At 70.0% G+C, this 21,018-nt stretch carries 21 protein-coding genes; 9 read left to right on the top strand and 12 right to left on the bottom strand.

Annotation, left to right across the window (positions count from 1 at the left end):
- The 3 genes from U9R90_RS10085 to U9R90_RS10075 form a co-directional block, all read left to right on the top strand.
- The coding region (locus U9R90_RS10085; RefSeq protein WP_411056058.1) for a TetR/AcrR family transcriptional regulator at positions 1-602 on the top strand (602 nt) is incomplete at its 5' end.
- A gap of 84 nt (positions 603-686) precedes the next feature.
- Complete coding sequence (locus tag U9R90_RS10080) at positions 687-974, top strand: type II toxin-antitoxin system VapB family antitoxin (RefSeq protein ID WP_411056057.1); 288 nt, start codon at positions 687-689, stop codon at positions 972-974.
- Positions 971-1,381 carry a PIN domain nuclease gene (locus tag U9R90_RS10075; protein ID WP_411056056.1) on the top strand — a complete coding sequence of 137 codons (411 nt, stop codon included), beginning with the start codon at positions 971-973 and terminating at the stop codon, positions 1,379-1,381. The genes U9R90_RS10080 and U9R90_RS10075 overlap by 4 nt, the downstream gene beginning before the upstream one ends.
- A gap of 31 nt (positions 1,382-1,412) precedes the next feature.
- Here the strand turns inward: U9R90_RS10075 and U9R90_RS10070 are convergent, their stop codons facing one another.
- Positions 1,413-1,811, bottom strand: coding sequence for an ATP-binding protein (locus U9R90_RS10070; protein WP_411056055.1), 399 nt, complete (start codon positions 1,809-1,811; stop codon positions 1,413-1,415).
- A 175-nt stretch (positions 1,812-1,986) separates the two neighbouring features.
- Between U9R90_RS10070 and U9R90_RS10065 the strand changes: the two genes are divergently transcribed.
- Together U9R90_RS10065 and U9R90_RS10060 are read left to right on the top strand one after the other, a co-directional pair.
- The gene (locus U9R90_RS10065; RefSeq protein WP_411056054.1) at positions 1,987-2,868 is read left to right on the top strand and encodes a helix-turn-helix domain-containing protein; all 882 of its coding nucleotides are present in this window, start codon (positions 1,987-1,989) and stop codon (positions 2,866-2,868) included.
- An 11-nt stretch (positions 2,869-2,879) separates the two neighbouring features.
- Entirely contained in the window at positions 2,880-3,074 is a 195-nt protein-coding gene (locus tag U9R90_RS10060; RefSeq protein ID WP_411056053.1) for a DUF397 domain-containing protein, read from the top strand.
- Here U9R90_RS10060 and U9R90_RS10055 read toward each other — a convergent pair.
- Positions 3,046-3,432 (bottom strand): hypothetical protein, encoded by a 387-nt coding sequence (locus U9R90_RS10055; RefSeq protein ID WP_411056052.1) that lies wholly within the window; start codon positions 3,430-3,432, stop codon positions 3,046-3,048. The two genes, U9R90_RS10060 and U9R90_RS10055, sit on opposite strands and share 29 nt — an antisense overlap.
- Positions 3,433-3,999: 567 nt before the next feature.
- Here U9R90_RS10055 and U9R90_RS10050 point away from each other — a divergent pair.
- A complete protein-coding gene (locus U9R90_RS10050; RefSeq protein WP_411056051.1) occupies positions 4,000-5,967 on the top strand; it encodes a nitrate- and nitrite sensing domain-containing protein in 1,968 nt (655 codons plus the stop codon).
- Positions 5,968-6,097: 130 nt separating this feature from the next.
- Here the strand turns inward: U9R90_RS10050 and pyk are convergent, their stop codons facing one another.
- From pyk to pta, 3 genes are all read right to left on the bottom strand, one after another.
- Complete coding sequence (gene pyk, locus U9R90_RS10045; protein WP_411056050.1) at positions 6,098-7,528, bottom strand: pyruvate kinase; 1,431 nt, start codon at positions 7,526-7,528, stop codon at positions 6,098-6,100.
- Between the two features lie 125 nt (positions 7,529-7,653).
- Positions 7,654-8,859: an acetate kinase gene (locus U9R90_RS10040; protein ID WP_411056049.1), complete on the bottom strand. Its 1,206-nt coding sequence runs from the start codon at positions 8,857-8,859 to the stop codon at positions 7,654-7,656.
- A gap of 79 nt (positions 8,860-8,938) precedes the next feature.
- The gene (gene pta / locus U9R90_RS10035; protein WP_411056048.1) at positions 8,939-11,014 is read right to left on the bottom strand and encodes a phosphate acetyltransferase; all 2,076 of its coding nucleotides are present in this window, start codon (positions 11,012-11,014) and stop codon (positions 8,939-8,941) included.
- A 239-nt stretch (positions 11,015-11,253) separates the two neighbouring features.
- On the opposite strand from pta, the gene U9R90_RS10030 reads away from it, so the two are divergent.
- Positions 11,254-12,279 (top strand): ATP-dependent 6-phosphofructokinase, encoded by a 1,026-nt coding sequence (locus tag U9R90_RS10030; protein WP_411056047.1) that lies wholly within the window; start codon positions 11,254-11,256, stop codon positions 12,277-12,279.
- Positions 12,280-12,358: 79 nt separating this feature from the next.
- Here U9R90_RS10030 and U9R90_RS10025 read toward each other — a convergent pair whose 3' ends face one another.
- From U9R90_RS10025 to U9R90_RS10005, 5 genes are all read right to left on the bottom strand, one after another.
- Positions 12,359-13,078: a helix-turn-helix domain-containing protein gene (locus U9R90_RS10025; protein WP_411056046.1), complete on the bottom strand. Its 720-nt coding sequence runs from the start codon at positions 13,076-13,078 to the stop codon at positions 12,359-12,361.
- 104 nt (positions 13,079-13,182) lie between these two features.
- Positions 13,183-14,010 carry a carbohydrate ABC transporter permease gene (locus U9R90_RS10020; RefSeq protein ID WP_411056045.1) on the bottom strand — a complete coding sequence of 276 codons (828 nt, stop codon included), beginning with the start codon at positions 14,008-14,010 and terminating at the stop codon, positions 13,183-13,185.
- A 16-nt stretch (positions 14,011-14,026) separates the two neighbouring features.
- Entirely contained in the window at positions 14,027-14,902 is an 876-nt protein-coding gene (locus U9R90_RS10015; protein ID WP_411056044.1) for a carbohydrate ABC transporter permease, read from the bottom strand.
- Positions 14,899-16,257 carry an ABC transporter substrate-binding protein gene (locus U9R90_RS10010; protein WP_411056043.1) on the bottom strand — a complete coding sequence of 453 codons (1,359 nt, stop codon included), beginning with the start codon at positions 16,255-16,257 and terminating at the stop codon, positions 14,899-14,901. Before U9R90_RS10010 ends, U9R90_RS10015 begins: the two co-directional genes overlap by 4 nt.
- 116 nt (positions 16,258-16,373) lie before the next feature.
- On the bottom strand, positions 16,374-17,087 hold the full coding sequence (locus U9R90_RS10005) for a TetR/AcrR family transcriptional regulator (RefSeq protein WP_411056042.1): 714 nt from the start codon (positions 17,085-17,087) through the stop codon (positions 16,374-16,376).
- Between the two features lie 107 nt (positions 17,088-17,194).
- On the opposite strand from U9R90_RS10005, the gene U9R90_RS10000 reads away from it, so the two are divergent.
- Positions 17,195-18,997 (top strand): MFS transporter, encoded by a 1,803-nt coding sequence (locus tag U9R90_RS10000; RefSeq protein ID WP_411057698.1) that lies wholly within the window; start codon positions 17,195-17,197, stop codon positions 18,995-18,997.
- A gap of 74 nt (positions 18,998-19,071) precedes the next feature.
- Here U9R90_RS10000 and U9R90_RS09995 read toward each other — a convergent pair whose 3' ends face one another.
- Complete coding sequence (locus U9R90_RS09995) at positions 19,072-19,539, bottom strand: MarR family winged helix-turn-helix transcriptional regulator (RefSeq protein WP_411056041.1); 468 nt, start codon at positions 19,537-19,539, stop codon at positions 19,072-19,074.
- A gap of 87 nt (positions 19,540-19,626) precedes the next feature.
- Here U9R90_RS09995 and U9R90_RS09990 point away from each other — a divergent pair, with 87 nt between their 5' ends.
- Complete coding sequence (locus U9R90_RS09990; RefSeq protein ID WP_411056040.1) at positions 19,627-20,280, top strand: maleylpyruvate isomerase family mycothiol-dependent enzyme; 654 nt, start codon at positions 19,627-19,629, stop codon at positions 20,278-20,280.
- A gap of 16 nt (positions 20,281-20,296) precedes the next feature.
- Here U9R90_RS09990 and U9R90_RS09985 read toward each other — a convergent pair whose 3' ends face one another.
- On the bottom strand, positions 20,297-20,893 hold the full coding sequence (locus U9R90_RS09985) for a disulfide bond formation protein DsbA (RefSeq protein ID WP_411056039.1): 597 nt from the start codon (positions 20,891-20,893) through the stop codon (positions 20,297-20,299).
- Positions 20,894-21,018: the final 125 nt, after the last annotated feature.

Genomic DNA, 21,018 nt, shown 5'->3' with positions numbered 1-21,018 from the left:
CCCGCACCGGCCGCCCCCGCCGCGCCGACGCGGATGCCGCGATCCTGGAGGCGACGCGGGACGCGCTCGTCGAGCTGGGCTGGTCGAAGCTGACGATGGGCGATGTGGCCACCCGCGCCAAGGTCGCCAAGACCACCCTGTACCGCCGCTGGACGAACAAGAGCGAACTGGTCGTCGACGCCGTCGCCCTGCTCTTCGACGAACTGACCCTGCCCGACCGGGGCAGCCTCGCCGCCGACGTGGAGAGCGTCGTGCTGCAGTTCGCCGCGCTGCTGGAGCGCCCGGAGACGAAAACGGCTCTGATGGCGGTAGTCGCCGAGTCCACGCACGACGCGGCCCTGCGCACCCGCATCCGCTCCTCCATCGTCGACCGCCAAAAGCGCCTGGTCCTGGAGGGCCGCACCCGTGCCCAGGCCCGCGGCGAACTCCCCACGGAGAGCGACCCGGCGACGGCGGCCCGCACCTCGGACCTGATCTTCGACGTGATCGCGGGCGCGGTGGTGCACCGGGCCCTGGTCAGCTCGGAACCCATCGACGAAGCCTGGGCCCGTGACTTCACCCAGCTGATCCTGGTCGGCCTGACGGCGGTAGCCCCGGCCTGAGCTGTGGTGATGCCGGATGCCGTACGGCTTCACGTCTCCGACGCCCGGCCACTAGAATGTGGGTAGCATGGGAACAGTTCCCACATGCTCCACGAAGGGGGGATCGTGTCCGTCACCAACGTCGACCTCGACGACGACGTACTTGCCGAAGCCGCGAAGCTGCTCGGCACCACCACCAAGAAGGACACCATCAACACCGCCCTCGAAGAGGTCATAAAGCGCCACAAGCGCCGCCAGGCCGCCCAGTACTTCGCCGAGCGCGGCGCACGCGGCGACTTCGATCAGCTGGAGAAAGACCGGCAAGCCCGTAAGGCGGCCCAGCAGGGCGACGCCCCCAGCCAACAGGCCGCCCCCGCCGAAGGCTCCGCGTGATCCGCTACCTGATCGACACAAGTGCCCACGTCCACCTGTCCACCCACCCCGAAGCCGTCAATCGGTGGGATGCGGAGATCGAGACCGGCGCCATCGGCATCTGCGAGGTCACCCGCGCGGAGATCCTCTACAGCGCTACCGGGCCGGACGACCGCGACGAAATCGACGAGAAGCTGTCCGACCTGTACGGCATCGTGCATATCCCCAAGGACGCCTGGCGCTGGGTGAACACCGCCCAGTACAAGCTCACCCAGAAAGGCCAGCACCGCTCAGCCGGAGTCATCGACCTGATTCTGTGCGCCACCGCCGCACACCACGGCCTGACCGTGCTGCACCGCGACAACGACTTCGCCACCGTCGCCCGCATCGTGAAGGACCTCGACCAGCGGGACGTCCGGCACCCTTAAGTGAGGCCTGGGCCGCCGCCCCGTTGGCGCGTCATTGGCCGCCGCCCAGCTCACACCAGACGAGCTTGCCGCCCGGCCCAGGCGCCCCGAAGGCGTAGTGCCCCCACCGATCCGCCAACTCCTCCACGATCCGCAGCCCGCGCCCGCCTTCGCCGTCCACGCCGCACAGCCCGACGCGGGGCGGTTCGCCACTGCTGTCCCATACGGAGAGCCGCAGCCACGGCCCGGTTCGCTTGACGCGGAGGCAGGCGGGGCCGGGGGCGTGCGCATGGGCGTTGGTGACCAGCTCGCTGGCCACGAGCTCGGCGGCGGGGAGGAGTTCGACGGGCCCGTGCGCGCGAAGGATGAGCCGGAGGGCGCCACGGGCGACGCCGACGGCGAGGGGGTTGTGCGGGATGTCGATGCTGTACTCCCAGGCGTCCTCGTTCATAGGGGCCTCCGCCCTGGACAGGGATGATCGGACCACGCAGCGCATGGCGAACTTTCACAACTCGGGTGCACGCACTGCGTGTTGGTTGCGATACTGACGGTAGAAGTCGCTGGAGCAGAATTGCAACCCAAACTCTCGAACGAGGGACACTCAACTCCCCCAAGGAGGCAGAGCCTTGGCCCTGCGCACCCAGATCAGCGAACGGCAGCGGCGACTCGGGGCAGAGTTGCGCAGACTGCGCGACAGTCGTGGTGTGACCACTTCCGAGGCTGCCGCTGCAGCAGGCTTCAACTCCCCGTTCCTGAGTCACATCGAGGCTGGCCGTACCGCTGTCGCCACTGACCGCCTCCATCGACTCTGTGCGCACTACGAGGTCAGTTCTGCTCCGTACCTGGAGGCTCTGGTCGCGATGTCCGAGTCCAGCGGCAAGGGCTGGTGGAGCGCCTATAAGGGAAGGGCCACCCAGTACGCGCTCAATCTCGCGGAGCTGGAGGCCGGATCGGCCCGCCTCTGCTCGTACGAGCCGCTACTCATTCCAGGCCTGCTGCAGACCGAGGACTACATCCGCGCCCTGTTCGACGGCGTACGTCCGCAGCACGCCACGGCCGAGGACGCCATCGCCTTCCGCCTCGACCGGCAGAAGATCCTCACCGCGGAGGGAGCCCCTACCGTGCACACGGTGGTCCACGAGGCGGCTCTCCGCATGCACTACGGAGGTCCCGAGGTCATGCGGGCGCAGTTCCTCCACCTCATCGAACTGGCGAGGCTGCCGAACGTGACCATCCAGATCTTCCCGTTCCGCGCACGGACCTTCCTGGGAGTCAGCATCCCGTTCGTGTACGCGGCGCCGCGCGTCGAGGAGTTGGCCACAGTCGTGCTGGAACATCCGAACGAGCCGGTCTACCGTGACACCGAGGAGCACCTGTCCCGCTACCGCGCACTCTTCGATCGGCTGAAGAGCTCAGCGCTCGCCCCGGTCGACCCCTCCACCGCACCGGAGTCCCACGCGGTACCGGACTCCCTGATGCTGATCCAGCGTCTCCTGTACGACCTCTAGAAAGGCCCGAAGTGCCCCAGCTCACCTGGCAGAAGTCCTCGTTCAGCGGTGACGAGTCCGGCAACTGCCTCTACCTCGCCGCCACCCCCGACGGCACGGTCCGCCTCCGCGAGAGCGACACCCCACACGAGATCGTCACGACCACACGCGCCCGCCTCGCCCACCTCATACGCGCGGTCAAGTCCGGGGAAACTGCTGCTTCATGAACCACTGGGCCTCCTCCCGCCGTGTCACCGTGTGGAACAGCACCGCCTCCCGGCCGCCACTGGTGACGGCTAGGCGCCGGTCGGCCCCGAGCGTCGCGGTGCACCCCCCGCACGGGGACTGCCAGATAGGCCCGGACGGGATACCCGAGGCCGGGATCAGCCGCGTACGGCTCGTACGTATGGAACGGCCTGGCACCGTGGCCCGCACCTCCTCGCCCTCCTCAAGGTAGGGGTGCAAGAGCACGGGAGCCCTCCAGGCCCCGCCCATCAGGCCGAAGAACAGAGCCATCACTGCGGCGTTGACGGCCGGGCCCCACTTCGGGTGACCCCGGTAGACGATCACTGTGTAGGCCACCACGGACACGGGGATAGCCCCCAACGCGGCAACGCGCCGCAGCACTAGATCCCCGTGCGAGAGGCCGGCCGCGCCACCGCGCCGCCGCCGCAGCAGGAGCGCCCGGTATAACGCGAGCCCGGTCACCGCCACCCCGGAAGACGCCAATATCCACACCGCCGGAGTCGGGTACGCCCATCGCACCGCGAACACCAACACCACCGCGCACACGCCGAGATACACGGCATACGCACGGTGGCCACGATAGGTGCACGTGAGCGAGCCTCGGCAGCGCAAGCCAGCCCCTTCAGTAGACCGTGGCGCAAATCAGAATGTGAAGCGGAAGGGGAGGCCAGTGCGGCGAGTGAGGCAGGCGACCTCTGGTCTTCCGGGTGGCGTCTGTGGAAGGGGGAGGGTGAAGGAGGTGTTCTGTCCTTAAGGGGAAGGGCTGGTTCTGCCCTCCTGAGGAGGACGTTACGGCGGCGTGACGTGGGGCGCTCGCAACCGCTCAACTCCCCGTGAGTCAGGGGCAATCAAGGCCTTACGGCCGGGTAACCGCCGTGGGCATCGCGGGTTCGTAGCGTCGGGGACGTGAATCTCACACCTCCCGGCTGGGGCACCATCCGCGGGCGCGTGGCCATCGTCCTCGCCGTCCCCACCTGTCTCCTGCTCATCGTTACCGGCCTCGGTGTCGCCGACCGCGCCGCCGACTGGTCCGCAGCGCGCGAGACCGCGCAGCGGGTCGAGATCGCCCTTGGAGCTCAGGGGCTCGTGCGTGAGTTGCAGCGTGAACGCGGGCTCACCAACGGGCTGTTGGGCGGGGCCACGGAGTACCGCGACGACGTGGTGGCTCAGCGGACCCGTACTGACGCCGCCCATGACACGTTCGACGACCTGCTCGCGGAGAGCGATGCGGGCACCGCGAGCGCGGCCCGTGACGCCCTCGCCCCCGTCGTGGCGCTGGCCGGGCTGCGTGAGCAGGTCGACGAGGGGAGCGCCGAGCGCGCCGAGACCCTGGTGACGTACACCGAGGCGATCGAGGAGCTGGTCGGCACCGCGACGGCTGATCCGGTGCGCGGTGACCGGGCGCTGGTCGACTCGATGGGCGCGCTGGGGGCGCTGGCCAGGGCCACCGAGGCGGTCGCCCTGGAGCGCGGCTCGCTCAACGGAGTTTTCGCGGCCGGGCGTTTCAAGGGGCGCGAGTTCCTCGACTTCACCGAGGTACGCGCCGAACGGGTGGCCCGCCTGCGGCAGTACGCCGAACTCGCCACCCCCGCCCAGCAGTCCGCCCTGGACGCCGCCTTCGCCTCGCGCGACGCCAAGCGCGCCACCGGGGCCGGCGGCTATGAGGAGCGGGCCGAGGACGGTGCCGACGGCTCCAGGCTCAGCGTCGACCCCGCCGACTGGTGGTCGTCGATGACCAAGCTCGTCGACCGGCTGCACGGCGTACAGCAGCAGGTCGGCGCCGACGTACGGGCCCGGGCGGACCGGCTCGGGGACGACGCCACCGGGCAACTCGCCGGGTTTATCGCCCTTGGGCTGCTGATCCTCGCGGTCGCCACCGCCCTGGCAGTGCTCTCCGCCCGCGCCATCACGCGACCACTCGGCGCGCTGGCCGCCGAGGCCGACGCGGTGGCGCACAGCGGACTGCCCGCCGCGGTCGCCCGCATCCAGGAAGCCGAACCCGATGATGATCTCGTAGCGGGAGAAGACCCCCAGGAGGAGCGTCGAGTCGCGCGCCGGGACGCGCGCCGAGTCCCGGACAGCGCCCGCGAGTTCACCCAGCTCGCCGCCGCCCTGCACAACGTCGAACGCACCGCGATCGGCCTCGCCACCAAGCAGGCCCTGCTGCGCCGCAACAGCTCCGAGTCGCTCGCCAGCCTCGGCCGCCGCAACCAGGCGCTGCTCAACCGCCAACTCGGGCTGATCACCACGCTGGAGAGCCAGGAGGTCGACCCGGACGCGCTCGGCGAGCTCTTCGAACTCGACCACCTGGCCACCCGGATGCGCCGCAACGCCGAGTCGCTGCTGGTGCTCGCGGGCGAGGAGCGGCCGCCGCGTACCTGGTCGGGACTGGTGCGGGCGGCCGAGGTGGTGCAGTCGGCGGTCGCCGAGGTGGAGCAGTACCAGCGGGTGTCCGTGGTCGACGTGCAGGACGGCCGGATCCGCGGTCACGCGGTCGCCGAGCTGTCCCATCTGCTGGCCGAGCTCATCGAGAACGCCCTGGTCTTCTCGCCGCCCTCACGCCCTGTCGAGGTCTACGGCTGGCGCGACGGCGCTGAGTACTGCCTCGCGGTCGTCGACCGCGGGGCCGGGATGACCCCCGCCGAACTGGACCGTTCCAACGCCCGCCTCGCGGGCCGGGAGTCCTTCCTGATCGCCCCCACCCGCTATCTCGGCCACTATGTGGTGGGCACCCTCGCGGCCCGCCTCGGCGCCCAGGTCGAACTCCGCCCCACCCAGGGGCAGGACGGGCCCTGCGGCATCACGGCCTATGTGGCCCTGCCGGCCGCACTCGTCGAGGCACCGGAAGCCGCCCACCCGGCTGCGGTCGGCTGAGCGATGGTCAGCTAGCGGATCGGACCCCGGGATTCGGACCCCGGGATTCGGACCCCGGGATACGGCGGTGGGCCGCACCCCCTCGCAGGGAGTGCGGCCCACCAGTTCACCGGCCCGGCGCCGTACGACCTCAGTCGCGGTCGCCGCCGCCCAGGTGGTGCACCCGCACCATGTTGGTGGTGCCGGGCACGCCGGGGGGCGAGCCGGCCGTGATGATCATGATGTCGCCCGCGTTGAAGCGCTTGAGCTTCAGCAGCTCCGCGTCGACCAGGTCGACCATCGCGTCGGTGTTGTCGACATGCGGCACGATGCGGGACTCGACGCCCCAGCTCAGCGTGAGCTGGTTGCGGGTCGACACCTCGGTCGTGAAGGCCACGATCGGCTGCGCGGCGCGGTAGCGGGACAGCCGCCGCGCGGTGTCGCCGGACTGCGTGAAGGCGACCAGCGACTTGCCACCCAGGAAGTCCGCGATCTCGCAGGCCGCACGGGCGACGGAGCCGCCCTGCGTGCGGGGCTTCTTGCCGGGGACCAGGGGCTGCAGGCCCTTGGCGAGCAGCTCCTGCTCCGCCGCCTGGACGATCTTCGACATGGTCTTGACCGTCTCGATCGGGTACGCGCCGACCGAGGACTCGGCGGACAGCATGACCGCGTCAGCGCCGTCCAGGATGGCGTTGGCGACATCGCTCGCCTCGGCGCGGGTCGGCCGCGAGTTGGTGATCATCGACTCCATCATCTGGGTCGCGACGATCACCGGCTTGGCGTTCCTGCGGCACATCTCCACCAGGCGCTTCTGCACCATCGGGACCTTCTCGAGCGGGTACTCGACGGCCAGGTCACCACGGGCCACCATGACCGCGTCGAACGCCGCGACGACGCTCTCCATGTTGGCGACGGCCTGCGGCTTCTCGACCTTGGCGATGACGGGGACCCGGCGGCCCTCCTCGTCCATGATCTTGTGGACGTCCTTGACGTCGTCGGCGTCCCGGACGAAGGACAGCGCGACCATGTCGCAGCCCATCCGCAGCGCGAACCGCAGGTCCTCGACGTCCTTCTCGGACAGCGCGGGGACGTTCACGGCCGCGCCGGGCAGGTTGATGCCCTTGTGGTCGGAGATGACACCGCCCTCGATGACGATCGTCCTGACCTGGGGGCCGTCGACGTCGGTCACCTTGAGCTCGACGTTGCCGTCGTTGATCAGGATCTGGTCACCCTTGGCGACATCGCCGGGCAGGCCCTTGTAGGTGGTGCCGCAGATGGACTTGTCGCCGGGGACGTCCTCGGTGGTGATGGTGAACTCGTCACCGCGCACCAGCTCGACAGGGCCTTCGGCGAAGGTCTCCAGGCGGATCTTGGGACCCTGCAGGTCGGCCAGGACACCGATGGCGTGGCCGGTGTCGTCGGCCGCCTGGCGGACGCGGTCGTAACGCTCCTGGTGCTCTGCGTGGGACCCGTGGCTGAAGTTGAAGCGGGCCACGTTCATACCGGCATCGATGAGCGCTTTCAGCTGCTCGTACGAGTCGACGGCGGGGCCCAGTGTGCAGACGATTTTGGAACGGCGCATGAGGCGATCCTATCGGTTTGTTTCAGAGCGGAATATTCCGTCTGGCGGAAGGTCCAAATGGGCGGCGGTGCGCTCAGGTGTGCCCGTACGAGGGGCTGTCCCGGGCGCCGTCCCGGATGCCCCGGTCATGCGCTGACCAGGGCGTATGCCTGAGTGGCGATCTCCAGTTCCTCATCGGTCGGTACGACGGCCACGGCGACCCTCGCGTAGTTCGCCGAGATCAGCCTCGGCTCTTCGCCGCGTACCGCGTTACGCTCCGCGTCCAGCGCCAGGCCCAGCTCCTCAAGGCCCGCGACCGCGGCCTGCCGCACCAGGGCCGCGTTCTCGCCGACGCCCGCGGTGAAGGCCACCGCGTCCACCCGCCCGAGCACCGCGTAGTAGGCGCCGATGTACTTCTTCAGCCGGTGGATGTAGATGTCGAAGGCCAGCCGGGCCCGCTCGTCGCCCTCGCCCATGCGGCGGGTGATCTCCCGCATGTCGTTGTCGCCGCAGAGCCCGACCAGGCCGCTCTTCTTGTTGAGCAGGGTGTCGATCTCGTCGATGGACATCCCGGCGACCCGCGACAGGTGGAAGATCACGGCCGGGTCCAGGTCGCCGGAGCGGGTGCCCATGACCAGGCCCTCCAGCGGCGTCAGGCCCATGGACGTGTCCACGCACACCCCGCCCTTGACCGCGGACGCCGAGGCGCCGTTGCCCAGGTGCAGCACGATGACGTTGACGTCCTCGGGTGCCTTGCCGAGCAGCTTCGCGGTCTCGCGGGACACGTACGCGTGCGAGGTGCCGTGGAAGCCGTAGCGCCGTACGCGGTGCTCGTCGGCCGTCGCCACGTCGATCGCGTACCGGGCGGCGTACTCCGGCATCGTGGTGTGGAAGGCGGTGTCGAAGACCGCGACCTGGGGCAGGTCGGGGCGCAGGCCGCGGGCCACCTTGATGCCGGTGATGTTCGCCGGGTTGTGCAGCGGGGCGACCGGCACCAGGCGCTCTATCTCGGCGAGCACCTTCTCGTCGATCACCGTGGGGCTGGTGAAGGACTTCCCGCCGTGCACCACCCGGTGGCCGACGGCCGCCAGCTCGGGGGAGTCCAGGCCGAGGCCGTCGGCGGCCAGTTCGGCGGCGACGGCCTTCAGCGCGGCCTCGTGGTCGGCGATCGGGCCGTTCAGCTCGCGGCTCTCGCCGCCGCCCGCCAGCGGGGTGTGCTTGATACGGGAGGTCTCCTCGCCGATCCGCTCGACCAGGCCGACGGCCAGGCGTGAGCTGTCGCGCATATCCAGGAGCTGGTACTTCACCGACGAGGAGCCGGAGTTGAGGACGAGGATACGGGTGGCGGTCATCGGCGGACGGTTCTCTCTCGTACGGGGGCGGGGGTCGGTCGGCTCGTACCGTTCGTACGGTTCATGTGGCTCACGCGGCTCATACGGTCCGGGTCTGGGCCTGGATCGCCGTGATGGCGACCGTGTTGACGATGTCCTGGACGAGCGCGCCCCGGGACAGGTCGTTGACCGGCTTGCGCAGACCCTGCAGCACCGGGCCGACCGCGATCGCCCCGGCCGAACGCTGTACGGCCTTGTAGGTGTTGTTGCCGGTGTTGAGATCCGGGAAGATCAGCACCGACGCCTGGCCCGCGACCTGCGAGCCCGGCAGCTTGGTCGCCGCCACGGACGGCTCCACCGCGGCGTCGTACTGGATCGGGCCCTCGATCATCAGGTCGTCGCGGCGCGCGCGCACCAGTTCGGTGGCCTCCCGTACCTTGTCGACGTCGGCGCCCGTGCCCGAGGTTCCGGTCGAGTACGACAGCAGTGCGATACGCGGCTCGACGCCGAACTGAGCGGCGGTGGCGGCCGACTGGACGGCGATGTCGGCGAGCTGCTCGGCGTTCGGGTCCGGGTTGACCGCGCAGTCGCCGTACACCAGGACCTGGTCGGCCAGGCACATGAAGAACACCGACGAGACGATCTTGGCGTCCGGCTTGGTCTTGATGATCTCGAAGGCGGGCCGGATGGTCGCCGCCGTGGAGTGCACCGAGCCGGAGACCATGCCGTCGGCCAGACCGGCCCGCACCATCAGCGTGCCGAAGTAGTTGACGTCCGAGACGACATCGTGGGCGAGCTCGACGGTGACACCCTTGTGCGCCCGCAGCTGGGCGTACTCCTCGGCGAACTTCTGCCGCATCGGCGAGGTCTGCGGGTCGATGAGCTGCGCGTGGGCCAGATCGACGCCCAGGTCGGCGGCCTTCTTGCGGATGGCCTCCACATCGCCGAGCAACGTCAGCTCGCACACCCCGCGGCGCAGCAGCACATCCGCCGCGCGCAGCACCCGCTCCTCGGTGCCCTCGGGCAGCACGACCCGGCGGAGGTCGGAGCGGGCCTGCTCGATCAGCTTGTGCTCGAACATCATGGGCGTGACCCGGTCGCTGCGGGACACCTGCACCCTGCCGAGCAGCTCGGCGCCGTCCACATAGCGCTCGAAGAGGCCCAGCGCGGTCTCCGCCTTGCGCGGCGTCGCGGCGTTCAACTTGCCTTCCAGGGCGAAGAGTTCGCCCGCGGTGGGGAAGGAGTTCCCGACCACCGAGATGACCGGGGTGCCCGGCGCGAGCCGCGCGGCCAGGCGCAGGATCTCCGGGCTGGGCCGCTCGCCCAGGGTCAGCAGCACGCCCGCGATGGGCGGCGTACCGGCGCTGTGCGCGGCGAGCGCGCCCACCACGAGGTCGGCGCGGTCGCCGGGGGTGACCACCAGCGAGCCGGGGGTCAGGGCGTTCAGGAAGTTCGGCAGCATGGCGCCGCCGAAGACGAAGTCCAGGGCGTCCCGAGCCAGTCCGGCGTCGTCGCCGAGCAGCACCGTGGCCCCCAGTGCGTGCGTGATCTGCGCGACGGTGGGCGCGGCGAGCGCGGGCTCGTCGGGCAGCACATAGCAGGGCACGGGCAGTCGGGCGCTCAGGCGCTCGGCTATGACCTCGCGGTCCTCGGGCGCGACGCGGTTCACTGCCAGCGCCAGTACGTCGCAGCCGAGCCCCTCGTAGGCCCGGAAGGCGTTGCGGGCCTCGGCGCGCACCGCGTCGGACTCCTGCGCCTTGCCGCCGACGACCGGGAGCACCCAGGCGCCGAACTCGTTGGCGAGCCGCGCGTTGAGCGCCAGCTCGTCGGGGAGCTGGGTGTCGGCGAAGTCGGTGCCGAGTACCAGCACCACCTCGTAGTCGTGGGCCACTTCGTGGAAGCGGCCCACCAGTCGGGAGACGAGTTCGTCGGTCCCCTTCTCCGCCTGCAGCGCGGCGGCGTCCCCGTACGACATCCCGAAGGCGGAGGACGCCTCCTGGCCGAGCCGGTAGCGGGCCCGCAGCAGGTCGAACAGGCGGTCGGGGCCGTCGTGGACGAGCGGGCGGAAGACACCCACCCGGTCGACCTGACGGGTCAGGAGTTCCATGACTCCCAGCTCGATGACCTGGCGGCCGTCGCCCCGGTCGATCCCGGTCACGTACACGCTGCGCGTCACGCGTGCTCTCCGTTTCGTCGCTCGCTCATGAAAAAGTACCCGTTATGGCGGGCTTGCCCTCTTGACAATACTCCGACGGGTGGATAGGGCGCCCGCCGGACAAAGGGCCTCAGAGTACCGGTCGGAAGACTCCATTAAGGTCCCTTCCGGTGGAGTAGGGGAAGCGGCGGGCAGTGACGACCCGTGGAACAATCAGACCCGGCTCACGCGTACCACTAGCGAGCAGGAGACTTGGCACGATGCGCATCGGAGTACTCACCGCGGGCGGCGACTGCCCCGGACTGAACGCAGTGATCCGGTCGGTCGTGCACCGCGCCGTCGCGGCCCACGGCGACCAGGTCATCGGCTTCGATGACGGCTACAAGGGACTGCTCGACGGGCACTACCGACCGCTCGACCTGACCGCCGTGAGCGGCATCCTGGCCCGCGGCGGCACCATCCTCGGCTCGACCCGGCTGGAGAAGGGCCGCCTGCAGGAGGCCGTCGCCAACGCGCCCGAACTCACCAAGCAGCTCGGTATCGACGCCCTCATCCCGATCGGCGGCGAAGGCACCCTGACCGCCGCCCGGATGCTCTCGGACGCCGGAATGCCGGTCGTCGGAGTCCCGAAGACCATCGACAACGACATCTCGTCCACCGACCGCACCTTCGGCTTCGACACCGCGGTCGGCGTGGCGACCGAGGCGATCGACCGCCTCAAGACCACCGCGGAGTCGCACCAGCGCGTGATGGTCGTCGAGGTCATGGGGCGGCACGCGGGCTGGATCGCCCTGGAGTCCGGTATGGCGGGCGGCGCCCACGGCATCTGCCTGCCGGAGCGGCCCTTCGACCCCGCCGACCTCTGCAAGATGGTGGAGGAACGATTCGCCCGCGGTAAGAAGTTCGCGGTCATCTGTGTCGCCGAGGGCGCGCACCCGGCCGACGGCACCATGGACTACGGCAAGGGCGAGGTCGACCAGTACGGCCACGAGCGCTTCAAGGGCATCGGCACCGCGCTCGCCCACGAGCTGGAGCACCGCCTCGGCAAGGAGGCCAGGCCGGTCATCCTCGGCCATGTCCAGCGCGGCGGCACCCCGACCGCGTACGACAGGGTGCTCGCGACCCGCTTCGGCTGGCACGCGGTCGAGGCCGCCCACCGCGGCGAGTTCGGCAAGATGACCGCGCTGCGCGGTACGGACATCGAGATGGTGCCGCTCGCGGAGGCGGTCACCTCGCTCAAGACGGTGCCCGAGAGCCGGATGGCGGAGGCCGAGTCGGTCTTCTGACGGGTCGGTCTGTTGGTTCTCTTCTGTTGGTTCTCTGAGGACGTCTGGTTCTCTGGAGACGTCTGGTTCTTTGGAGACGTCAGGCCCGATGCCGGGCGCCCGGTACACCCGGAGCCCCCGGCTCGACCCGTGCCCAGAAGTGCTCCAGGATCCGCTCCAGGAACTCCCGGCCCGCCGCGTCACCGGATCCGCTGCCGCCGCCCCAGCTGAGGGTGCCGGCCATCATCCCCTGGTAGTCGCCGTGCAGCCGCTCCAGCGCGGTGTCCAGGCGGGCCCGCTCCAGCGGCAGCATCTTGGCGATCGGGCGTGCGTACGCCTGCCAGCGGGTGGTCACCGTGCTGCGCAGCATCTCCGCCAGCTTCTCGTCCAGGCCGGTGACCGTGGCGAAGTCCCGCGCCGAGAGTCCGAGCGCCTCGGCGAGGGCCGCCGACTGGCGCTCGTTGCCCCGCCACTTCCCGGTCTCCTCCATACGCGCATAGGTCGCGATGTCGACGCCGACCCGGTGGGCCACGTCCTCGGGCGCCAGCCCGCGTGCAAGGCGGTGCTCGCGCAGCGTCGTGGCCGCGCTCATCAGTTCGGCGGGCGCGCACCACAGGGCCCCGGCGAGTGCGGTCAGCTCGGTGGCGGTCGGTGCGGCGCGGCCGCGCTCCCAGGCGTCGATGGTCTCGGCGGTGACATGGGTCAGCCCGTACGAGGCGTACATGCCGTACGCGACGTGGCCGGGCGCCATGCCCAGCGCCTGGCGCAGCCGACGGGCCGCTGGAGCGTTGAAGGGGGGAGTGGGCTGGGTCTGGTGCACGGGCACACGCTAGGGGGAGCGGGCTCTGGCGACTACGGTGCGTTCCCCCAGGATCACCACTCGTAGGAACCTACGATGATTGTTACCAGCGGGTCACACTCTGCTTATCCTTTCACCGCGCCGCCGAGTGCGAAACCTCCGGTGAGCCGTCGAGAGATCAGTACGTACAGCAGGACCACCGGCGTCGAGTAGATGATCGAGAAGGCCGCGAGCTGTCCGTACACGACCGTCCCGCGATTGCCGAAGAAGTCGTTGATGGACACCGACGCGGGCAGCTGGTCCGGGCTCAGCAGGAGCATGAAGGGCACGAAGAAGTTGCCCCACATCATCACGAACGAGAAGACGGTGACCACTCCCACGCCCGGCCCCATCAGCGGCAGCACGATCCGGAGCAGCGACTGCAGCGACGAGGCGCCGTCCGTCCAGGCCGCCTCCTCCAGCTCCTTGGGGACGCCGTCCATGAAGTTCTTCATCAGCCAGATGGCGAAGGGGAGTTGGGACGCTGCGAAGAAGAAGATGGTGCCGTGCATGGTGTCGATCAGGTCGACCTGTACGTACAGGGCGTAGACCGGGACCATGATCGCGGTGATCGGCAGACTGGTCGCGAAGAGGATCGTCAGCATGAACGGGCGGTTGAGCCGCGAGGGGAAGCGGGAGAGCGGATACGCGGCCAGGGCCGCGCAGGCCACCGTGAGCAGGGTCGCCCCGCCGCACAGGATCAGGCTGTTGCGCAGCGGCGTGAAGGTGATCTCGGGGGTCAGTACGGCGTCGAAGTTGTCCAGTGTGAGGCCGTCGGGCACCTTGACCCGCAGACCCGCGTCGGGGTCGACCGAGGAGAGGACGACCCAGGCCAGCGGCAGTACGAACACCGCGGCGACGAAGAGCAGTCCGGCGTCGGCCGCGAGCCGGCGGGAGGTGCGGCGGCGTGCCACGCCAGATCTCCGCACGTCAGACCTCCGTCCGCAGCAGGCGCAGGTACACCAGCGAGAAGAGCGCGCCGACCAGCAGCAGAAGCAGGGCCATCGCCGTGCTGTAGCCGATCATGCTCTTCAGGAAGGCCTGGTCGTACATCAGCAGCGGCAGGGTCTGGCTGCGGTCTCCCGGCCCGCCCCTGGTCATCACCCAGATCAACCCGAACACGGAGAGCGTCTGCAGGGTGTTGAGCATCAGGTTGGTGCCGATGGAGCGGCGGATCATCGGCAGCGTGATGTGCCACATCCGCCGCCAGCCGCCCGCGCCGTCCACCTCGGCCGCCTCGGTGATCTCCTGGGGGATCTCGTTCAGGGCGGCCGAGTAGACCAGCATCGAGAACGCCGTACCGCGCCAGACGTTGGCGAACGACACCGCCAGGATCGGCAGCGTGAACAGCCACTGCTGACCGGGGAGATGGAGCCACTCCAGAATGGCGTTCAGGGTCCCGTCGCGCCGGAAGAAGGCGTACAGCAGGAACCCGGCGACCACCTCGGGCAGCACCCACGCGGCGATCACCACCGCCCCGGTGAGGGTACGCACCGGCTTGGACGCGCGCTGCATCAGCGAGGCCAGGGCCAGGCCCAGGGTGTTCTGTCCGATCAGCGAGGAGAGCACCGTGAAGACGACGGTGAGCCAGACCGCGTTGCGGAAGGCGTCGTCCTTGAAGGCGGTACGGAAGTTCTCGAAGCCGACGAAGCTGGACTCCGCCTGGCCGGTCAACTGGAGGTCGGTGAAGGCGATATAGCCGCAGTAGGCGATCGGCCCGGCCAGGAAGAGCACCAGGAGGACGACGGCGGGGGAGACGGGCAGGGCACGGACCAGGCCGCGGCGGACCGCGTGACCACCGCTCACTTCTCGACCACGGCGCCCTTGGTGAGGGACTTCAGCTCGTCGTCGTAGTCCTCGGCGGCCTTGTCGACGGAGCGGTCGCCCGTGGTCACGCCCTCCATCGCCTCCTGGATCGCGGTCGAGACCTTCGGGTAGGCCGGGTAGGCGGGCCGGTAGTGGGTGAACTCGACCAGGTCGGTGAAGAACTGGATGCCGGGCTGCGCCTTGACGTACTCGGGGTCCTTGGCGACGTCGTCCCGTACCGCGATACCGGAGTTCGCGATGTACCAGCGCTGGGCGTTCTCCTTGGTCTGCATGGTCTCGATGAACTTCCAGGCCAGGTCGGGGTTGGCGGCCTTGGCCGGGATCGCCCAGGTCCAGCCGCCGGACAGGCTGACCTTCCCGGGTGCCTGGCCGTGCTGGGTCGGCATGGCCGCCAGGCCCAGTTCCTTGGACCACTCCGGCCACTCGTGGCCGCTGCCGGGCAGCCAGTCCTGCGGCAGCCAGGAGCCGTCCAGGTTGATCGCCAGCTTGCCCTCGGGCAGCAGGTCGCCGCGGACGGTGGTGGCGATGTTCGGGTCCAGGGCGTCGGCGACGTCCGGGCCGAGCTTCTCCTTGTAGACGGTCTCCACGAACTCCAGCGCGTCCTTGAAACCCTGGCTGCCCGCGACCCACTTGCGCGAGCCGGTGTCGTACAGCGGGTCGTCGCCCGTGCCGTACAGCAGCATCTCGAAGCCCTGCATGGTGGACTGCTCGCCGCCGGGCTTGCCGGTGTAGACGTTCAGCGGGATGACGTCCGGGACCTTCTTCTTGATGGTCCTGGCCGCGTCGAGGATCTCGTCCCAGGTCTTCGGCTGCCAGTTGGCGGGCAGCCCGGCCTTCTTGAGGATGGCCTTGTTGAACCACAGTCCTCGGGTGTCGGTGCCGTCGGGCACGCCGTACGTCTTGCCGTCCTCGGCCTTCGCGGCGGTCTTGGCCGAGTCGACGAACTGCGGCCAGTCCTTCCAGCCGTCCAGATACGTGTCCAGCGGCTTCAGATACCCGCTGGTGATATCCGAGTTGATCAGGAAGGTGTCCTCGTAGACCAGGTCGGGGGCGGTCTTGGGGGAGCGCAGCATCTGCTGGAGTTTGGTGTAGTACTCGGCGTCCGGCGCCTTGATCGGCACCAGCTTGACCTTCTTGCCCGGGTTGGCCTTCTCGAACTGCTTCTTCATCTCGGCCAGATAGGTGTCCATCACCTTGATCTGGTTGTCCGTCGACTGCTTGAAGGAGACCTTGACGGTGTCCTCGTCGCTGCCGGAACCCCCGCCACACGCGCTCAGGGCTCCGGCGGCGAGTAGGGCGGCGAGGACCAGCGGGGCGGTGGGGCGCACGGGCACGACCTCCTACGAGCCGTCATTGGCTGCGGTGACGTGACCGTAGGCGCGCGCTCGGGCGGGGTCAATGCTCCGCGCCCTGGGCGACTGGATCTAGGGGGTGTCTCGGGGAGACACGTCTAGCGGCCGAGGCGGGCGGCGAGCTCCGTCGCGCGGGCGACCGGGACTCCGGCCGAGACCAGGGCCGTCACCGCGGCGGACTCGCCCGCCCGGTCGGCCGGGAGCGCACCGTCGTTGACCGCCTCCATCAGGCCGAACAGCACCTGCTCATGGACGTACGCCAGGGCGTCGGCCGGCAGCGGGGACACGAACACCCCCTGGTCCAGGCCCTGGCGCAGCAACTGGACCAGGTTCTCGCGGACCGGCGCGAGACGCTGCCGGATACCCGCCATCGTCACGCTGCGCTGGGCGAGCGAGACCAGCAGACGGTAGCGGTCGGCGATGGGCCAGACGGCGAGGGTGCGGCGGGCCAGCTCCTCGGCGGGGTCCGTGACGCCTGAGGGCTCCTGGGCCTGGGCGGCCGCGACCGCCTCGACGGCGTTGTCGGTGAGTGCGCTGATCAGCGCGTCCCTGCTGGGGAAGTGGCCGTAGACCGTACGGCGGACGACCCCCGCTGCGCGGGCGACCTGGTCCATCGACGCGTCGGGGTCGCGCAGCAGCTCGGCGAAGGCGACATCGAGGATGCGGCGGCGGTTGGCGTCCGCGCGGCCGCCGCCGACGGGGGCGGTGGCGTCACGGGCCGTGGTGCTGCGGGTCGTTGCGCTGGGAGCCGTGGCGCCGCGGGCCGTCGCGCGGTGAGCCGTGGTGCTGCGGGCCGTGGTCATGTCGTCCATTCTGCACAGCCCTCCTCCATTTGCACAGTCGTGTGCAATCACGTAACTTGCGCATGGCTGTGTAGTTGCACATGGCTGTGCAGATTTACGAGGGAAGGCGGCACCGGATGCGCCTCGTCATGGACGAGCCGGTAGAGAAGATGGACGGGCCCTACGCCCGTCGCTGGTGGGCACTGCTGGTGCTGTGCCTGAGTCTGTTGATCATCGTGATGGCCAACACGGCGCTCACCGTCGCGGCCCCCGACATGACCAAGGACCTCGGCCTCACCAGCTCCGACCTGCAGTGGGTCATCGACGGCTACACCGTCCCGTACGCCGCGCTGATGCTGCTGCTCGGCGCGATCGGCGACAAGTACAGCCGCCGCGGCGCGCTCATCCTCGGCCTGGTCGTCTTCGGCGGCGGGGCCGTCGCGGGCTCGCTCGTGGACAGCGCCACCGGCGTCATCGCGGCACGCGCCGTGATGGGCTTCGGCGCCGCCATGATCATGCCTGCCACGCTCTCGCTGCTCGCGGCGACCTTCCCGCGCGCCGAGCGGGCCAAGGCGATCGTGATGTGGACCGCCACCGCGGGCCTGGCGATCGCGGCCGGACCGCTGGTCGCCGGACTGCTCCTGGAGAGCCACGGCTGGGCCTCCACGTTCCTGATCAACGTGCCCGTCGCCGTCGTCGCGATCATCGGCACGCTCACCCTCGTACCGCCGTCCAAGGCCGCCCGGCACGGCAGCATCGACTACGTCGGCGGTCTGCTGTCCGTCGTCTGGGTCGGTGCGCTGATCTACATGATCATCGACGGGCCGCACTTCGGCTGGGGCGTCGGCGCCATCAGCTCCGCGGTCATCGCGGGCGTCGCCCTCGTCCTCTTCGTCATCTGGGAGCTGCGCCACCCGCACCCCGTGCTCGACGTCCGCCGCTTCCTGAACCGCGGCTTCGCGGGCTCCAACCTCGCCGTCGCGCTCTTCTTCCTCGCGGTCTTCGGCGCGTTCTACTACCTGACCCAGCACCTGCAGTTCGTGCTCGGCTACAACCCGCTGGAGACCGGCGTACGGATGCTCCCGCTGGCCGGTGCGGTCTTCGTCGGCTCCGCGCTGACCGGGTACCTCACCCCGCGCATCGGCATGAAGATCACCGTCACCGCGGGCATGGTCGGCGGTACGGCGGCGCTCGCGCTGCTGACCCAGATCGACAGCGGTTCGTCGTACGACGACTTCCTCGCCCCGCTGATGATCCTCGGCCTCGCCATCGGTCTCGCGCTGTCGCCCTGCACCGACGCGATCATGGGCGCGTTCCCGGAGGCCGAGCTGGGCGTGGGCGGCGCGGTCAACGACACCTCGATCGAGCTCGGCGGCTCGCTCGGGATCGCCGTACTCGGCTCCGTACTGGCTAGCACCTACTCGTCGAACCTCTCCGACGCGGCGGCGGCTTCGGGCGGCAAGCTGCCGCCCGAGGCGCTGGAGACCGCGCAGGACTCGGTGGGCGCCGGATACGCCGTCGCGCAGGGCATCGGCGAGCAGGCCAAGGAGGTCGCCGGCAAGGCCGCGCAGGCGGGTACGCCCGAGCAGGCCGCGCAGCTCAAGGGCCAGGCGGAGCAGCTCGCGGACGGGGCCCGGCAGATGGCGGACTCGGTGGGCGCCGCGTTCAGCGACTCGGTGGCGCATACGAGTCTGATCGGCGCGGTGATCCTGGGTGTCGGGACGGTGCTGGTGGCGGTGCTGCTGCCGCGGCACCGTCGGGGCGGCGCGGAGGACGCGGCGGCGGAGTCGGCGGAGTCGGTGGAGGAGGCGACAGACCGCGAGTCGAAGGCCGAGTCCGAGCCCAAGGCTGAGTCCAAGTCCAAGTCCAAGTCCGAGCCCAAGGCCGAGTCCGAGTCCGAGTCCGAGTCCGAGTCTGTGTCCGCGGGCGACCGCGCCTGAAGCTGTCCGCGCGTGGGGGCACGCGCGCGTAGCGCCACCTGTGCGCCCGTACGAATCCTCGTACGGGCGCACGGTCATGCGTACGGGTCGGTGATCTCCCGCAGACGCGTCAGGGTCTCGCGCAACTGCGCCATCCGGCGCTTGCCGAGGTGCGCGGTCCACTCCGCCTCCACCTCGGCGACCACGGCCTCGGCGACTGGGATCGCCGCGGCCCCGCGCGCGGCGATCTTCACCAGTCGGGCGCGCCGGTCGCGGGGGTCGGGGACCCGTTCGACGTACCCCGCGCGCTCAAGGCGGTCGACCAGGAAGCCCGCCGTCTGCTTGGTGATCTGCGCCTGCTCGGCGAGGTCCGTGAGCCGGGTGCCGTCGGGGCCGATGCGCTGCATGACGCGGGCCTGGGCGACGGTGAAGTCGTCGAACCCCGCATCGGCGAGCGCGGCGAAAATCCGGTCCTCCATGGCCCGGTAGGGAATGAACAGCAGTAGTCCCACATTGAGCTCCTGCCCGTGCTCGGCCCGTTCCCCCGCGGCCTCTCCGGACATGCGTACCGCTCCCGTAGCTTGACATTGGTCAGCGTCTCTGACTAACTTGGTCAGGGAAGCTTACCATTCTTGTAGGCGGTGGTCACCATGAGCGGCACACTGACCGGCGAGGAACGCTGGCAGGCGGTCGACAGCGAACGGCTCAGTCTGGCCGAGCTGCTCGACACGCTGACACCGGACGAGTGGGAGCTCCCGACCCAGTGCGACGGCTGGCGGGTGCGGGACGTCGCCGCGCACCTCACCCTCGCCCCGCGCATCGGCCTCGGCCGGGTTCTGGTCGAACTCGCCCGCGCCCGCGGCAACTTCGACCGCATGATCCACGACACCGCCTGTCAGGCCGGGGCCCGCCCGCCCGAGCAGATCGCCGCCGACCTGCGCGCCCTGATCGGCTGGCACCGCCCGGTCGTCGGCACGACCCGGCGCGAGTCGCTCCTCGACATCCTGGTGCACGGCCAGGACATCGCCCTGGCCCTGGGCCGCGAGCGCCCGATGCCGGTCGACGCCGCCTGTGACGCGGCCGACCGGGTGTACCGCATGAGCTATCCCTTCCAGGTCAGGCGGCGGTTGGGGGACCGCCGCCTGACCGCCACCGACGCCGAGTGGCAGCGCGGCGAAGGTCCGGAGATCCGCGGGCCGATCGCCGCGCTGCTGCTCCTGCTCACGGGCCGGGAACAGGCGGCACACCCGCACCTGACCGGCCCCGGCCTGGAGACCTCCGTACAGCCGAAGCCGAAGCCATAGCGGGATCCCGATCCGGCTATGCCTTCGGTGCCGAACGGCGACCCCTGAGCTCGGCGAACCCCTCCACGCCCGCGATCAGCAGCACCCCGTCCCACAGCCGTCCGGCCCGCTCGCCGCGCGGCGCAGGTGAGACGACGGGACCGAAGAGCGCCCCGACGCCGGGTACGGACAGCACGGGCGTGCCCACCTCGGTGCCGACCAGCGCGATGCCTTCCTCGTGCGAGGCCCGCACCACGGGGTCGTACTCGTCGCGCCACGCCACCTCCGCCAACGCCGCCGGCAGCCCCGCGTCTTCGAGCGCGTGCCCGACCCCCTCCCAGTCCTCGCGCTCGTGCAGCCGGGCGCCGAGGGCGTCGAGGTACGCTCCCAGCGCCGCGCTGCCGAACCGCTCCCGTACGGCAGCGCACACCCGCCCCGGGGCGCGCAGGTACTCGCCCCACTGGCCCTCGGGGTCCTCCGGGTCGACGTCCAGGTGCTCGTTCAGTACGGCGAGGCTCATGACCCGCCACCGGACGTCGATGTCCCGCACCCGCTCCACCTCGCGCAGCCAGCGCGAGGTGATCCAGGTGTACGGGCACACCGGGTCGAACCAGAAGTCGACGGGCTGGCGCAACGGACTCACCTCAGGTGGGCCAGGACTGTAGGACGACGTGCGCCAAGCGATGCTCGGGACATCCCACCCGCTGCATGAAGGCGCCGAGGGCATCTCCGCGGGGGTAGCGTACTTCGTCCTGGCAA

Source organism: Streptomyces sp. E11-3 (genome assembly GCF_046540415.1).
Classification (GTDB): domain Bacteria; phylum Actinomycetota; class Actinomycetes; order Streptomycetales; family Streptomycetaceae; genus Streptomyces.
The sequence above is the reverse complement of the archived record's forward strand: the minus strand, read 5'-3'. Positions and strand labels throughout refer to the sequence as shown.

Excerpts from the sequence above, each read along its gene's own strand:
- U9R90_RS10080 (WP_411056057.1), top strand. The coding sequence starts at position 687 with ATGCTCCACGAAGGGGGGATCGTGTCCGTCACCAACGTCGACCTCGAC.
- U9R90_RS10070 (WP_411056055.1), bottom strand. The coding sequence starts at position 1,811 with ATGAACGAGGACGCCTGGGAGTACAGCATCGACATCCCGCACAACCCC.
- pyk (WP_411056050.1), bottom strand. The coding sequence starts at position 7,528 with ATGCGCCGTTCCAAAATCGTCTGCACACTGGGCCCCGCCGTCGACTCG.
- U9R90_RS10040 (WP_411056049.1), bottom strand. The coding sequence starts at position 8,859 with ATGACCGCCACCCGTATCCTCGTCCTCAACTCCGGCTCCTCGTCGGTG.
- U9R90_RS10030 (WP_411056047.1), top strand. The coding sequence starts at position 11,254 with ATGCGCATCGGAGTACTCACCGCGGGCGGCGACTGCCCCGGACTGAAC.
- U9R90_RS10005 (WP_411056042.1), bottom strand. The coding sequence starts at position 17,087 with ATGGACGACATGACCACGGCCCGCAGCACCACGGCTCACCGCGCGACG.
- U9R90_RS10000 (WP_411057698.1), top strand. The coding sequence starts at position 17,195 with ATGCGCCTCGTCATGGACGAGCCGGTAGAGAAGATGGACGGGCCCTAC.
- U9R90_RS09995 (WP_411056041.1), bottom strand. The coding sequence starts at position 19,539 with ATGTCCGGAGAGGCCGCGGGGGAACGGGCCGAGCACGGGCAGGAGCTC.
- U9R90_RS09990 (WP_411056040.1), top strand. The coding sequence starts at position 19,627 with ATGAGCGGCACACTGACCGGCGAGGAACGCTGGCAGGCGGTCGACAGC.